The organism is Neomelitea salexigens DSM 19753 (assembly GCF_000422345.1).
GTDB lineage: Bacteria > Pseudomonadota > Gammaproteobacteria > Pseudomonadales > Spongiibacteraceae > Spongiibacter > Spongiibacter marinus_A.
The window spans coordinates 43,237-58,143 of sequence record NZ_AULP01000007.1; the positions used below are offsets into that span (position 1 = coordinate 43,237).

The 14,907-nt window shown below is 56.1% G+C and carries 10 protein-coding genes; 4 read left to right on the forward strand and 6 right to left on the reverse strand.

Features of this window, described 5'->3' with window-relative positions; genetic code table 11:
- Positions 1-70: 70 nt before the first annotated feature.
- The 3 genes from H573_RS0111365 to H573_RS0111375 are packed head-to-tail and all read left to right on the forward strand — an operon-like array spanning position 71 to position 4,754.
- Positions 71-1,858, forward strand: coding sequence for an FAD-dependent oxidoreductase (locus H573_RS0111365; protein WP_027874384.1), 1,788 nt, complete (start codon positions 71-73; stop codon positions 1,856-1,858).
- Positions 1,855-3,702, forward strand: coding sequence for a 2-oxoacid:acceptor oxidoreductase subunit alpha (locus tag H573_RS0111370; RefSeq protein WP_027874385.1), 1,848 nt, complete (start codon positions 1,855-1,857; stop codon positions 3,700-3,702). Before H573_RS0111365 ends, H573_RS0111370 begins: the two co-directional genes overlap by 4 nt.
- Positions 3,702-4,754: a 2-oxoacid:ferredoxin oxidoreductase subunit beta gene (locus H573_RS0111375; RefSeq protein ID WP_027874386.1), complete on the forward strand. Its 1,053-nt coding sequence runs from the start codon at positions 3,702-3,704 to the stop codon at positions 4,752-4,754. The genes H573_RS0111370 and H573_RS0111375 overlap by 1 nt, the downstream gene beginning before the upstream one ends.
- 13 nt (positions 4,755-4,767) lie before the next feature.
- Here the strand turns inward: H573_RS0111375 and H573_RS0111380 are convergent, their stop codons facing one another.
- Together H573_RS0111380 and H573_RS0111385 are read right to left on the reverse strand one after the other, a co-directional pair.
- A complete protein-coding gene (locus H573_RS0111380; RefSeq protein ID WP_027874387.1) occupies positions 4,768-7,317 on the reverse strand; it encodes a TonB-dependent receptor in 2,550 nt (849 codons plus the stop codon).
- A gap of 67 nt (positions 7,318-7,384) precedes the next feature.
- Entirely contained in the window at positions 7,385-8,545 is a 1,161-nt protein-coding gene (locus tag H573_RS0111385) for an alkane 1-monooxygenase (protein WP_027874388.1), read from the reverse strand.
- Between the two features lie 209 nt (positions 8,546-8,754).
- Here H573_RS0111385 and H573_RS17935 point away from each other — a divergent pair, with 209 nt between their 5' ends.
- The gene (locus H573_RS17935) at positions 8,755-9,357 is read left to right on the forward strand and encodes a TetR family transcriptional regulator (RefSeq protein ID WP_051171230.1); all 603 of its coding nucleotides are present in this window, start codon (positions 8,755-8,757) and stop codon (positions 9,355-9,357) included.
- A 30-nt stretch (positions 9,358-9,387) separates the two neighbouring features.
- Here H573_RS17935 and H573_RS0111395 read toward each other — a convergent pair whose 3' ends face one another.
- The 4 genes from H573_RS0111395 to H573_RS0111410 form a co-directional block, all read right to left on the reverse strand.
- Complete coding sequence (locus H573_RS0111395; RefSeq protein WP_027874389.1) at positions 9,388-10,884, reverse strand: CoA-acylating methylmalonate-semialdehyde dehydrogenase; 1,497 nt, start codon at positions 10,882-10,884, stop codon at positions 9,388-9,390.
- A gap of 80 nt (positions 10,885-10,964) precedes the next feature.
- A complete protein-coding gene (locus H573_RS0111400) occupies positions 10,965-11,831 on the reverse strand; it encodes an alpha/beta fold hydrolase (RefSeq protein ID WP_027874390.1) in 867 nt (288 codons plus the stop codon).
- A 96-nt stretch (positions 11,832-11,927) separates the two neighbouring features.
- The gene (locus H573_RS0111405; protein WP_027874391.1) at positions 11,928-12,806 is read right to left on the reverse strand and encodes an SDR family NAD(P)-dependent oxidoreductase; all 879 of its coding nucleotides are present in this window, start codon (positions 12,804-12,806) and stop codon (positions 11,928-11,930) included.
- A 36-nt stretch (positions 12,807-12,842) separates the two neighbouring features.
- Positions 12,843-14,846, reverse strand: a complete 2,004-nt coding sequence (locus H573_RS0111410; protein WP_027874392.1) for a TonB-dependent receptor — start codon at positions 14,844-14,846, stop codon at positions 12,843-12,845.
- Between the last annotated feature and the right edge of the window lie 61 nt (positions 14,847-14,907).

The following is a 14,907-nucleotide window of genomic DNA, read 5'->3' on the forward strand; positions in this document are numbered from 1 at the left end:
GCTGTAATCGCCACTAACAAGACGTTTTCGCTTCCTCAAACCCGAATAAGAATAGTATTTAGGGGGAACATTGAAACCGACCGACGTAAACGACCCAGAGTATTTCCACAGGGTGGTAGATTGCCAATATGCCTGTCCTGCTCATACCCCCGTTCCCGAATATATTCGCCTGATCGCCGCTCAGCGCTATACCGATGCGTATATGGTCAACTGGGAGTCGAATGTCTTTCCCGGTGTGCTCGGGCGCACCTGCGACCGCCCCTGTGAACCCGCGTGCAGGCGCGGCAGGGTGGAAGAGGAACCTGTTGCCATTTGCCGGTTGAAGCGCGTTGCTGCCGATAATAAGGCGAATATCCAGGACCGCTTGCCGGTTATCCCGAAAAAGAAAAACGGCAAGCGAATTGCCTTGGTGGGGGCCGGGCCAGCGTCGCTGACGGTTGCCCGCGATCTCATGCCTCTTGGTTACAACATCGACTTATTTGACGAGCAGCCAGCGGGTGGCGGATTCATGCGCAGCCAGATCCCGGCGTTCAGGCTCCCTGAGTCGGTGCTGAATGAAGAGGTCGATACTATTTTAGATATGGGGGTGGTCAGCCACTTTACGCACTATGTTGACAGTTTGAAGGCGCTGCTTGAACAGAGCGATTACGATGCTGTGTTTGTTGGCAGCGGCGCGCCCATGGGACGCGATATAGATATCTCTGGTCGCGAAGCCGCCGACGCGAATATCCATATTGGTATCAATTGGCTGGCCAGTGTGGCGTTTGGTCATGTGCAGGCAGTTGGGCGCAGAGTGCTGGTACTCGGCGGCGGGAATACCGCCATGGACTGCTGCCGAACAGCCCGTCGCTTGGGAGGCGAAGACGTGCGCGTGGTCGTGCGCAGCCCCTTTGAAGAGATGAAGGCCTCACCCTGGGAAAAGGAAGACGCCCAGCAGGAAGGCATTCCGATCTACGACAACCATGTCCCCAAGGCGTTTCTTGTTGAAGATGGCAAGCTGGTTGGCATGCGCTTTGAAAAAGTGAAAGCCGTGTACGAAGACGCCAAGCGGCAGCTGATACCCACCGGCGAGCCGCCAGTCGATATGGCTTGCGACGATGTGCTGGTCGCCATCGGTCAGCAGAATGCGTTTCCCTGGATTGAGCGCGATATTGGTCTTGAGTTCGATCAGTGGCAACTGCCCGTTGTTGATAAGGACACCTTCCAGTCGACGCTGCCCAATGTGTTTTTTGGTGGCGATGCCGCCTTTGGCCCGGAAAATGTCATTACCGCGGTTGCCCACGGCCATCAAGCGGCGATCTCCATTGACCTGTTTTGCCGTGGCGAACCGGTGACACAGCGCCCGCCGCCGGGGGTGACCCTAGTCAGCCAGAAGATGGGTATTCACGAATGGAGCTACGACAATCAAATTGAGGATGACGCACGTTATCGCGTTCCTCATGCCAACCTGGATCAAGCATTGTCCGACCGCAGCTTGGAGGTCGAGTTAGGCTTTGATGCCGAAACAGCCTTTCACGAGGCGCAGCGCTGCCTGAATTGCGATGCGCAAACCGTCTTCACCGAGAAACTGTGCATTGAATGTGATGCCTGCTTGGATATTTGTCCCACCAGTTGCCTGAGTTTTGTTGTTAACGACGACGAAGAAAGCGCACTGCGCCAGAAACTGCGGATGCCCGCGAACAATCCTGATCAGGCCATTTATGTATCCGACAACCTCGCAACTGGCAGGGCCATGGTTAAAGACGAAAATGTCTGTCTGCACTGCGGTTTGTGCGCTGAGCGCTGTCCTACTGCGGCTTGGGATATGCAGCAGTTTTACTACAGCGTTAGCAAAGCCGGCGAGGAAGCACAGCCATGAAGCGTATCGAAGCGGTCAATGATTTTGTCATCAAGTTCGCCAACGTGAACGGTACCGGCTCGGCGAGTGCCAACAATATGTTTGCCAAGGCGCTGTTCCGTATGGGACTGCCGGTGAGCCCGAAAAACATTTTCCCTTCGAATATTCAGGGGCTGCCAACCTGGTTCGAGGTGCGGGTGAACGAGAAGGGCTTTCTCGGTCGCCGTGGCGGCATCGATATGATGGTCTGCATGAATCCGCAGAGCATGGCGAAAGACATCAAAGAATTAGAGTCCGGGGGCTACTTCCTCTATGACTCCAGCAAGCCTCTCGACCTGCGTTTACTGCGCAGTGATATTACCTTCATTGGTATTCCGCTGCGCGATTTGTGCCGCCGAGAATTTAGCGACCCGCGTCAGCAGCAACTGTTTCGTAATGTGGTCTACGTGGGGGCGCTCGCCGCGCTGCTGGATATCGAGTTTGATGTGCTTACCGGCCTGGTGGCCGACCAGTTTCAGGGCAAGGAAAAGCTAATTACTTCCAATGTGCGGGCCCTGGAGTTGGGTTACCACTACGCTGCGGAGAACATCGACTGCCCGCTGGGCATTCGCGTGGAGCGTCGCGACGCCGTCGGAGACGCGATCCTTATCGACGGGAACACGGCATCGGCGTTGGGGGCCATCTATGGTGGCGCAAGTGTTGCGGCCTGGTACCCCATTACGCCCTCGACCTCGGTCGTCGATGGTTTTGATAAATACTGCAAGCGCTTGCGCATTGACCCCGCCAGCGGCAATAAAAACTACGCCATCGTGCAGGCTGAAGATGAGCTGGCGGCAATTGGCATGGTGATTGGCGCCAGCTGGAACGGTGCCCGCGCATTTACGGCAACCAGTGGCCCGGGAATTTCGCTAATGAGTGAGTTTTTGGGACTGGCGTATTTTGCCGAAATTCCCTGTGTGCTCATTAATGTTCAGCGAGCCGGGCCATCTACAGGTATGCCGACCCGAACGCAGCAATCGGATGTGATGGCTTGCGCCTATGCCTCCCACGGCGATACCAAACACGTGCTGCTGTTTCCGGCCACGGCGCAGGAGTGCTTTTCCATGACGGCGGAGGCTTTCGATTTAGCCGAAGAGTTGCAGACCCCAGTGATTGTGATGAGCGATTTGGATCTGGGTATGAATGACAGTATGTCGCCGCCGTTGAGTTGGGATGACCAGCGCGAATACCGCCGTGGCAAGGTGTATAGCGGCGAGCAACTAGAGGCGATGTCTGAGCGCTTTGGCCGGTATCTCGATACCGATGGCGATGGTATACCCTATCGCACCTATCCCGGAGCCCATCCGGAGAAGGGCGCATTCTTCACTCGCGGCACCTCCCGAGACGAGTACGCTGTGTACACCGAAGACAGTGCGCAATACGAATTGAATATGCAGCGCCTGCTTAAGAAATGGCAAACGGCATCCGCCAAGGTTCCCTGTGCGGAGGTGTGCAACGCGAGCGGCGCTGCGGATGTGGGAGTGATTTACTACGGTACCAGCCACGAGGCGGCGCGAGAGGCGGTAGACAGTCTGTCGCGAGCAGGTATAGCCGTCGACACGCTGCGGTTAAAGGCCTTTCCCTTCGACGATGGTGTGGTCGCGTTCATTGATAGCCACAAGCAACTTTTTATTATTGAGCAAAATCGTGACGCACAAATGCGCAGCTTAATCGTCAACGAATGCCTGGTCTCACCGCGCCGCTTAGTGCCTATCTTAAACTATGGCGGCATGCCGATTACCGCTCGGCAGATTGAGAGCGATATTTGCCGCCACCTTGACGAGAACAAAGTACAACCGCTGCGCGCCGCAAAGGAGACTGTGTAATGACGTATTTACGCCCGAGTTTCCGCCACCCAGAGCAGCCGATTAACGAGCTGGGTTTTACTCGCAAGGATTACGAAGGCGCGCTGTCGACACTCTGTGCGGGTTGTGGTCACGATTCGATTAGCGCAGCGATTGTGCAGGCCTGTTTCGAGTTGTCCATTGCCCCTCACAAGGTGGCCAAACTTTCCGGTATTGGCTGCAGCTCGAAGACACCCACCTACTTTCTCGGGAATTCCCACGGCTTCAACTCGGTTCACGGCCGGATGCCATCAGTCGCGACCGGCGCCAATCTGGCGAATCGCGACTTAATCTACGTTGGCGTCTCCGGGGACGGCGATTCGGCATCCATTGGTATGGGCCAGTTCACCCACGCCGTGCGTCGCAATGTGAATATGATGTACGTGGTCGAGAACAACGGCTGCTACGGTTTGACAAAGGGGCAGGACTCCGCGACCGCCGATGTTGGCTCGGCCAGTAAAAAAGGTGAGCCCAATCCCTTTGAGGCCATCGACCTGGCCAGCATCGCTTTGCAGCTCGGTGCCAGTTTTGTTGCGCGAAGCTTCTCGGGGGATCGCGAGCAACTCGTGCCGCTGATCAAGGCAGCGATCAGTCACCGTGGTTTCGCCTTTATCGATGTGATCTCACCCTGTGTCACCTTTAATAATAATCCGGCTTCGACCAAGGGTTATGAGTATGTGCGCGATCACTTGGCGGCAACGGGGACGGTGGATTATGTTCCCTTTAAGCAGGAAATTTCGACCAGTTATGCCGAAGGTGAGAGCAAGGCGGTAACGCTGCACGACGGCTCAGTGGTACAGCTTCGTAAGGCAGATCCAGAATTGGACTTAAACAGTCGACGCTCAGCGTTGCGCTTGATAAAGGATTACCGAGCCAAAGAGCAAATTCTCACCGGGCTGTTGTATATGGATGAGGATTCCCAGGACCTGCATGAAATCATCGGTACCAGCAAGACACCGTTGCAGGCTTTGACCGAGGCTGAGCTTTGCCCCGGTCAGAAGGTGTTAGACAAGCTCAACGACAGTTTGCGCTGAGCTTGTCGGCGGCTTACCAGCGGTAAGAGGCTTGCAGGGCAAGCGTCCGGGGTGGGTTGGTAAAACCGTGGTGGCTGGTGGTGCCTGCGATGACTTTCTTGGCCACGGGGGTGTCAACCGCGTACAGCACTACCAGCTCGTCGGTGAGGTTTTTGCCCAGCAGCGCCAGCTCCCAGGTGCCGTCTGCCGCAGACAGTGATACGCGGCCGTTGTACTGAATAAAGGCGTCTTGTTTTACGCGCTCATCCAGGTTTGGCGATGGGTGGTACTCGTCGCTGAAGATGGCATCCAGGTTTGCCCGCAGCATTAAACTGTCACCCAGTGCACTTTCGTACGCGAGCAATAAGTTGCCCGAGAAGTCGGCGGCATACTGGTTGGTTTTACCGGAGTAATCGCAGTTGATGCCATTGGGGTTGTCGGGGGCCTGATCCTGAATACAGGTGCCGAATTCGTGGTTTTGAAACTCGAAGTCCAAAAACGCTAAGCCACCGGCAAGCATTAGGTTTTCACTCAGTGCGATACGGCCGTCGAACTCAATACCCTGGGTCACCGCACTGGCAGCATTGCCGACATTGAAGCCCAGGGTGCCGTCAAACACACTGACCTGAAGATCGTCGAACTGGGTGTAAAACAGTGCGGTATTTAGCTCGGCAACACCGTCGAACAAGGTGGTTTTTAAACCTAACTCGTAGGACGTGGCGCGCTCTTCCTCATACTCAAAGCTACCGATTAACACCTGCGGGTTAGGCCCAACGGCACTGGGGTTACTCGGTGTGGGGTCGGCACTAGGCGAGGAGTTTGAGCGGGCATCGTAGCCGCCCGATTTAAAGCCTCGGCGAGCGGAGAAATAACTCATTGCCGCGTCGTTGATATCCCACTGAATATTTACCAGTGGTGCAAACTGTGACTCGGTGCGCTTACCTTTTAAGTCGTGGCGCTCGGCGGCAAAGGTCACGGCGGCGGCGGTGTCGGTTTCACCGATGGGCAGGCGAGAGCCATCCGGCAGTCCAAACTCTAGCTTTCTGCTGCCGCTTTTCTTCTCGTAGGTATAGCGGCCGCCCAACGTCAGGCGCCAACTCGGGTTGATAATCCAGGTGCCTTGCATAAAGGCCGAGGCAATAATCGAGTCGCTTTTAAAATCGCGCGGTGAGCGAATATCGATCAGCGAGTTACCCGCATCGCCAATACCCAGTAGTTCAAAGCCGCTGCTGCCATTGGCACCGGGGTCGATGTCGCCGCGTGCGCCGCCTTCAAGTAGGTCGGCAGCATTGATCAGCTGGGGAACCAACGTTGAGGGCAGAACAATGGAGTCGAAAAAGTAGACATCGTTGTACTGGAAGTACGTGCCAGCGATCATGTCGAAGTTCTCGCCCGCGGGGGATATCCAGCGAAACTCCTGGCTGAACTGCTCGTATTCCTCTTCCATGACCACCTGAAAAAGGGGTGAGCCGGTAAAGTCGCAGTCACACTCCTCATCGTACTGGTAAGCCATGTAGGCGGTAATCGACGAGAAGGTGTGCCCATCTTTATACCAGTCCATATTCAGGGTGACGTTTTGCGTATCGTTATAGCTGAAGTCGCCATTGGCGTGGCGCTTGCGATCGGCCTTGGTGTCGAGCACCGAGTCATCGGCCTGCATATTCAGAATAGAGCCGTTGTCCTGCAGTTGCAGCAGGTTGCGCACCGGCGCTGGCAGGGCAGCGAAAACGCCGCTGGCGGCGCCGAAGTCCGGGAATACGGTGTTGTTGAGAATCTCACCATAGGTGCGCCCGGTGAAGATAAAGATGTCTGAGTCAGAGGGCGTGTCGTTAATAATCTCCGACTGACGCCCCACCACATCGAAGCTGCCAATTTCCAGTTTCAGCATGGCCTTGAAGTCATCGCCGGGATCCCAGCCGACTTTCAGTCGATAGGTTGCCTCGTCGCGCTCGGCCTCATCGCGGTCGAGAACCTGGTTTTCCACAAAGCCGTCGATCTGGCGCTGGCGCATTGCAAAGCGCATGCTCAGTGCGTCGGTCAGTGGGCCAGAGGCTACAAAGTCAATCACTCGCTCACCGAGGTCAGGCTCGTAGGTGCCCTGGATAAACAGCTCGGGTTCCTGGCTGGGCGAGGCGGTGCCGACATTGATAGCGCCGGCAATGCTGTTTTTACCCAGCAGGATATTTTGTGGGCCACGCAATACCTCGACACGCTCGAGGTCGAGGAAGGGCGCGCGCGCCAACTGGGCGCGGCCGTAGTACACACCATCCACGTACATACCAACCGATTGCTCAAAGCCTTGGTTTTCACCTGAACCGATACCGCGAATATAAATATCGGTGCCGATGCTGGATTCGGTCATCGTAAAGTTGGGGACGTAGGCTTGCAGGTCTTCTATTTTTGCCAGCCCGGCTTCCATCAGTTTTTCGCCACCGATAGCGCTGACTGAAACTGGTACATCCTGCAGACTTTGTTCACGCAGCTGTGCGGTAACGATTACCTCTTCCAGCTGTGCGGCAAAAAGCTGCGGGCTGTGGCAGAGTCCGATAGATAGCGCGCTATATAGTGCTGTCTTTCTTATCATTATGATTCTCCATAATTAAAAACCAAGGCGCCGCCTGTGCGGCGGCGACGGTTGTTTTCGTATTGTGTTAGGCGGCGAGGCCCTGAGTACTCTGGTAGCGCTGCTTCAGCTTCTGCGCCTTGCGTGGGTGCAGGTTCGCTTGGCTCAGATTGCCACGGTGATGGGCGACAACTTTAGGGTCCATCACGCGGAACCACAGCGGTGGAAAATAGGCGAGTATCATCATCGAGGCGTAGCCAGAGGGCAGCTGCGGGCTATCGTTAAAGTGGCGCAGCGCTTGAAATGCACGGTTGGGGTGGGCGTGGTGGTCGGAGTGGCGTTGCAGTTGGTAGAGCAATAGGTTGGTGACGATATGGTTGCTGTTCCACGAATGCTTGGGCAGGCAGCGCTCATAGCGACCCTTCTCGTCTTGCTGTCGCAGCAAGCCATAGTGCTCTACATAGTTGATGACTTCCAATAGCGACGCGCCAAGGGCCGCTTGAATCACCAAAAACGCCAGGGCAGGCCAGCCCAGCCAGAGGGTGCATGCCGCGAACAGTACAATGGTCATCGACCATGCTTGAAGTACGTCATTGCGCCAAGTCCAGAATCCGTAGCCTTTGCGCTCCAGGCGCTGTTTTTCAATTTCACATGCTGAGCGCAAGCTGCCAATGACGGTACGGGGCAGAAAGCGCCAAAAACTCTCACCCATCTTCGAGCTGGCAGGATCTTCGGGTGTCGCTACTTTGCGGTGGTGACCGAAATTATGTTCGACATAAAAGTGGCCGTAGGCGACTGGAGCCAGGGCCAGCTTTGCCAGGAACTGGCTAAGCGCATCGCGTTTATGACCGAGCTCATGGCCGGTGTTGATACCGATACCGTTCACGTAAGCACAGCTTAGCAGGGCGCCAGCAATGCCCCAGGGGCCGAGTTCGGTGCACGCAAACCACACCGCGATCAGAGTACCGGCATACTGCAGAGGGATGTAGGCATACACGATATAGCGGTAGTAGGGGTCTGCCTCGAGCTGCGCGACAGCGCTCTCTGGTGGGTTGGAGCGGTCAGTGCCAATAATGAAGTCCATGGCGGGTATCACCAGGTACACCATTATTGGCGCAAACCACCAGCCCCAGATTTGCCCCGTTTGTAGGTAGATGGCCGCGCCAACGATGGGGAACAGAGGAACCAAAAGGCCTATGGCCCACAGGTAGCGCTTTGGGTCGCGCCATTTTGAAGTGTTTGCAGACATCCGAAATCGCCTCTTATTAAAGTTAACAAGTGTTAAGATGGACTTTAGTTCATTAACTTAACGGGTGTCAAGATTTTGTGCGGGGCACTGGTGGTTACGTGAAATGGGCTATTTTTGTTGTGTTATCAACGGTTTGTGTGAATGTTGTTGGGCGGTAGTCGTGTGATGGTGTTAACATTTGTAAAAATGCGTTCACAGTTGAGGAGAAAATGAGCGAGAGCAAGCCCAAACAGAGTCGCAAGGGGAACAAGGAAAAGTTGATGAATGCGGCCCTGAACCTATTGGCGGAAGATCAGAGTGGTTTGTCTGGTATCAGTCTGAGACAGATCACCAAGGCCTGTGGTTTGAGTCCCCCGGCGTTTTACAGCCACTTTTCCTCGGTGGAGGAGCTGGGGTTGGCCTTGGTTAGCGAGGTAGGTAGCACGTTGCGCCAAGTCTTGAAGGGTGTTCGCGATGCTGAGTCAGAAGAGGCGGTTATCGAGGCTTCTGTGCAAGCGGCCTTTGGGTATATCCGCGGTAACGAGCCACTGTTTATTCTTATTGCGAGGGAGCGCGCCGGTAGCTCTTCGCTGTTGCGAGGGGCAATTCGCAACGAGGTTCGTGAAATTGTTGAAGATATGGCGACCGATTTCCATCGACGCGGGCTGTTTGAGCGTTTCGATCTCGATAGCAAGTATGCCGCCGTGGCTGCCATTGTCTCGCTGGGCCTTAGCCTGATCCCTGATATTCTCGATGTGTCGCGGGACTCACCCAGCGACGGCGACCGCCTGCTCGCTGAGTTTGAAAATCAAGTAAAGCTCATCTTGTTTTAGCGGGGCCGCCTTTTTTGGCGACCCCGCCAATTATTTCAGAGAAATGGTCATATTCGGCGCACTTGAGCTGGCGTCATCCTCGGGCCAGCGCGCGGTAATGGTTTTTGTCTCGGTGTAAAACCGAACAGCTTGTTTGCCGTAGGCATGCAGGTCGCCCATGAATGACTTTTTCCAGCCGGTGAATGAAAAGAATGGCAATGGGACGGGAATGGGAATGTTGATACCCACTTGGCCCACTTCAACCTCACTTTGATAGCGTCGAGCGGCGGCGCCAGAAGCGGTGAAGATCGACGTGCCGTTGCCAAAGGGGCTGTTGTTGACCAGCGCCAAGGCTTCGTCGAGGTTGGCGACCTGCATGGCGCACAGTACCGGGCCAAAAATTTCTTCCCGATAGATGCGCATATCGGTGGTGACATCGGCAAACACGGTGGGGCCAAGCCAGTTGCCGTCGGGGAAGCCCGCAACCTGGCACTGGCGGCCGTCGAGTTTCAGGTTTGCACCCTCATCCACGCCGGCGGCAATTAAGGCCTCCACGCGCTGTTTGGCCGCCGGGCTGATTAAGGGCCCGTAGCCGGCCTCGGGGTCTTTCCAATGTCCGGGGCGAATGGCCCGGAGTTTCTCTGTAAGTTCGTCCAGCCACTGAATGGCATCGCCCACGAATACCGCCACACTTATCGCCATGCAGCGCTGACCCGCAGCACCGACAGCGGCGCCCAGCAAATTATTGATCACGGTATTTTTGTCGGCATCGGGCATGATCACCATGTGGTTTTTGGCACCGGCCATGCACTGCACGCGTTTGAGCTGGTGGCAGCCGCGGCGATAAATATGCTCACCGACGGGGACAGAGCCCACAAAGGAAATCGCTCGGGTCAGCGGCGCATCAAGTAGTGCGTCGACCTGTTGTTTGCCACCGTGAACCATTTGCAAGACGCCTGCAGGGCAGCCTGCCTCCTCAAAGAGTTCAACAAGTCGCAGCGCGGTCATCGGTACTTGTTCAGAGGGCTTGAGAATGAAGGTGTTTCCGCAGGCGATTGCCAAGGGGAACATCCACAGTGGAATCATCGCCGGGAAATTAAACGGCGTAATGCCTACGCAAACACCCAGTGGCTGGGTGATGCTGTAGGTGTCGACATCGCGAGCGACATTCTCAACGGTTTCGCCCATCAGCAAGCTGGGGATATTGCAGGCTTGCTCGACAACTTCAATGCCTCGCCAGACATCGCCTTTGGCATCTTCAAAGGTTTTGCCATTGTCTTGGGCCAGTATCTCGGCTAGTTCATCGTGGTGGGCTTTAAGCAGGTGCTGATAGCGCAACATAAGCCGTGCGCGTTCGGGTACTGGCACTTTCCGCCACGATGCAAAGGCCTTTTCGGCGCCTTCAATAGCGCGTTCAATGTCGGCCTCACTGCTGTAGGGAAGGGTAGCAAGGTGCTGCTGTGTGGCGGGGTCGACAATGCTTTGCGACTCGGCGGATTGTCCCGGCAGGTACTCGCCGTTAATGAACTGCGGAATGATGGTCGTCATGGTTCACCTCGCTGTGGAAAGGGGCTCAGTGTAGCAAGGCCAGTGCGATAAAATGAATGCCGAGTGCGGACAGCGTTGATCTACAGCAGTTGTTGCTCGCTCAACCAGCGCCGGGTTATGGCGGCAACTTGTTCGTCATCCTCTTGGAGGGCCATATGGCCGACGCCGGCGATCACAGAGTGGTCGACACTGGGCGAACACCGCCGCGCGTGAAACTCAAATACGCTGGGTGGGTAGAGGTAACTGTGCTCGGCGCGTAGCAACAGCGTTGGCACCTTAATGGTTTTTAACGCCTGCCAGGGGGAGTCTACATGGCTGAAATTATGCGCTTCCCACTCGGGTAAATAATTCAGTTGGTAGCCATCGTCGCTAGGGCTAAGTACAGCGTTTGCGTAATCGATAAAAGCCTGCTCCGAAAAACGCTTATATACAGATTTTTGCGCGTGGTAGTCGATGAATTCGCGGTGGTCAGTCCACTGCTGCCGCCGCCCGCGTGTGCGTTTGACGAGGGCGGTATGGCGTGTGACCCACGGGGAAATCAGCTTTGGAAACTTAGGTAGTAGGCGGCCGGGCAAGGTGGCGGGGTCGTACATCACCAGTGCCTTGAATAAATCCGGCCGACGCGCGGCGGCAAGGGCGCTTACCGATGCGCCAATGGAATGTCCCAGTGCCACGACCGGGGCTGTTTGTTGGTGCTCGAGAAAGGCAATCAGGTCGTCGGCGTGATCTTGCCAGTTAAAACCACGCGGTGGCTGCGCGTGCGGCCAGGCTCCGCGGTTTTCCATGCCAAGCAGAGAAAAGTCATCGGCAAAGTGGCGTAGAAAGAACTGGTAGCTGGCAACGGGAAAGCCGTTTGCGGCAGCGAAATGCAGCGGCTGCTCGCCCTTTCCGCCGTGTAGCCAGGCCGCGGGGCCGCGGCCAAAATTGTGTTCTACGCGCGTTAACATGGCGCCCTCCCGGTTGCTGTGGTTTCCCATGTGGGCGCACCGGCGGCGCATCCACATGGGGTATTCTTACACGTGGGGTGGGCGTGGTTTCAGTAACTATGCGTGCAAGCCGTGCTCAATCGGGCACTCCCCACGAGCGAGTTTGCGCGCGCGCTCCACCAGTGTCTCTTCCATCGACTCGCGGCCAATCATAATCACAAAGTCGCCCTGATGCAGCCCATCCAGAGCAAACCGTGCCAATTCGTCCAGGTCTTGCACCGGCAGGTCTACGCCAATTTGCTTCATGCCCTCCATAAACTCGTCGAAGGTCATTTCTGCGCCTTCGGGGGCAGGCTTTTCTCGCGCGAGCTCAGCGGGGCGGTTGCGGCGTGTGGTCCAGATGCCCGTTGGCAAGATACCGCCGGACGGATAGAAGATGCAGGCGCGTAATTTGCTTTCCTGGCCGACAAGCTGCGCGTTCAGGCACTCTGTCATGATCGACACCCCGGCCTTGCTCGAGGCGTAGACAGATTGGTCTGCCAGCGGTGAAATGCCGCCGTCCCCAGAGCTGGTGTTCATAATAATGCCTTCTTCACCGGACTCCAGCATACGTGGCACAAAGGCCTGAACGCCGTGGGCGATGCCGCGCAGATTCACGCCTAATACCCACTGCCAGTCGTTGGGCGTGGTGTCCCACACATTGTTATTGGGCACGCTAACCCCGGCGTTGTTGCACAGCACGTGGCAGGCACCAAATTCGCTGAACACCGCATCGGCCAGTGCGTTGACGGATTCGGGTTTGGATACGTCGGTGACAATCGCGCGCACCACGCCCCCTTTGGCGGCTAACTCGGTTGCCGTTTTATCCAGTGCGGTTTTCTCCACGTCGGAGATCACCACTTTGGCGCCTTCCTCTAAAAATGCATTGGCGAGTGCGCGGCCAATGCCGCTGGCGCCGCCGGTAACTACAACGACTTTTTCTTTGAAGCTTTGCATGGTTTTCTCCTTGTTATAGATAGTGTGCTGACAGTGTTAGAACAATTGTCGAAGATCTAGGCCGAACATTCGGGGTTCGCCCCAGGCCTCGTTGTAAGTGCCGGATGAGTCGGCAACGGCGACGACACCGATGCGATAGCGCTCGTCAGTGAGGTTCTTTGCCCAGGCCGAAACGGTGAGATCACCCGCTGCGTTTTGCCAGGTAAGGCGCCCATCCAGCAATGCATACGCGGGCTGCCCGGCTTTTTCCGGCGAGTCCTTGTAGGCGGCATAGGATGCCGGATCAAAACCGTAGAAAACGTCGCTTTTGTAGCTGAGGTCGAGGCGAGAGGTCACTATGCCGATGTCGCCGGACCAGGTGTATTGCACGCCAAGCGAGGCTGACTTGTCTGGGGAGACAGGAAAGGTCTCATTGCTGCGATCAACAAATTTTTCTTGGCCAACAATGGCCGACTGCAGATCCAGCTCGGTGAATTCTATATACCGATAATTATTGATACTGAGGCTGGCGTTAATTTGCAGCGCCGAGCTGGGAAGCCATAACAATTCCAGCTCCGCGCCGCGAATTTCAGACTGGCCAGCATTGCCGAATACCACAACAACGTTTTGGGCAGAGTCTGATCCGACGGCAATGAGTTGCTGGTCGTCAAAGTCCATATGGTACAGTGCACCATTGAGCCTTAGGCTGCGCTCAAAGGCATCGATTTTAAAGCCAACTTCATGGTTGGTGACGACCTCTGGGTTGATCCTTTGCAGACCATCAATACCGCGCGGTTCGAAAAAGCCCGACTTAAAGCCGCGGCTCCAGGTGGCATACAGCATCGCGCTGTTTAGCAGCTCGCCGTCCAGCCATTGCTCGGGCAGGGTATATGCCAAAGACACCATTGGCGTTGCCTGGCTAAAGGTTTCGTCGCCAATATCTTTGCGACGGGTACTCGGGTCCAAGGGGTAGTCGTGCAGGGCATCGCCATTGGCGTCCGGGAACAGGGCTGCGGCAATGCTCACTGGGTCGTCTCGCCAGCCCAGGGGACCGAGATAGGGGAAAAAGCCGCCGGCACCGGGGCCAAACACGCCGACGCTCGTGCCGTTGCCGAACAAGCCGCTACCGAGTAGGCGCTGCTCGATTGCCGCCATATCGGCCTCGGTGGTGGTCAGCTCGGACTGACGGTGCTCTTCGGTTATGCGGTAGCCCAGTGTGAGTTCCAGCTGTTGGCTGATATCAAAGGAGGCTTGAGTAAAGGCGGCGAGGGTGGTGTTTTCCAGCTCGAAATCAGAGACAACAAGGGGCGCGCCGACAAAGCCGACCAATGGCACGGTGCCGCCTGGTGCCGGGCGCGTGGGCGACTGTCCCAAGGCCAGCTCAGCCAAGGTTTGCGAATCGATGCCGCGAAACACGTTCGATACAGTGAAGTTCTCGCTGTTGGTTTCCTGCATCGCAAATAGCCCGGCGGTGTAACGCAGGCGTTGCTCAAAGGCGGAACCATTGAGCTGCAATTCAAAGCTATAGGAGCGCCGGTCACTGTCCTCGGTGTTGATATAGCTGCTCCACAGCGCGGGGCCGCCATCGGGGTCGCTGGCCTGGATTGGGCCTTCCTTCTCGCCGCGCAGACCAATGACCGACTTCAGGCTCATGGTGTCGCTTATCTGCCAGTCAGCGGTCGCCGCGAGCAGTGCGGTATCAAGATCCTTCTGTAAGCGCGGGTTGGGGCCCTGATTCGACTTCAGGTCGCCCAAACGCTCGCGAGAGTTAGCGTCGCAGTTTTCTTGGAAGGCCCGCAGGTTTGCTGGGTCGGTGTCCCCGGGGTGGGCAACCCAAAGGCCTTGTATATAGAGCGCCTCTTGGCTGGGCACAGAACAGTTGATACCACTGAGATTTTCGCGAATTTTCCCCAGAAATGCCTGCGTGTCCAAGCTAAAGTTTTCGTTGGCTTCCCAGCGAGTTTGCAGCAACAGGGACTGGCGGTCATTGGTGGGGTTATTCTGGCCGGTGGCGACATTCTCGAAGTAGCCGTAAGTATCCCCATGTATTCGAGGTAACATATTGAATGTAAGTTTCCTACTAATCGTGTATTATTTGTCCACATACTTCAAAATACGATAG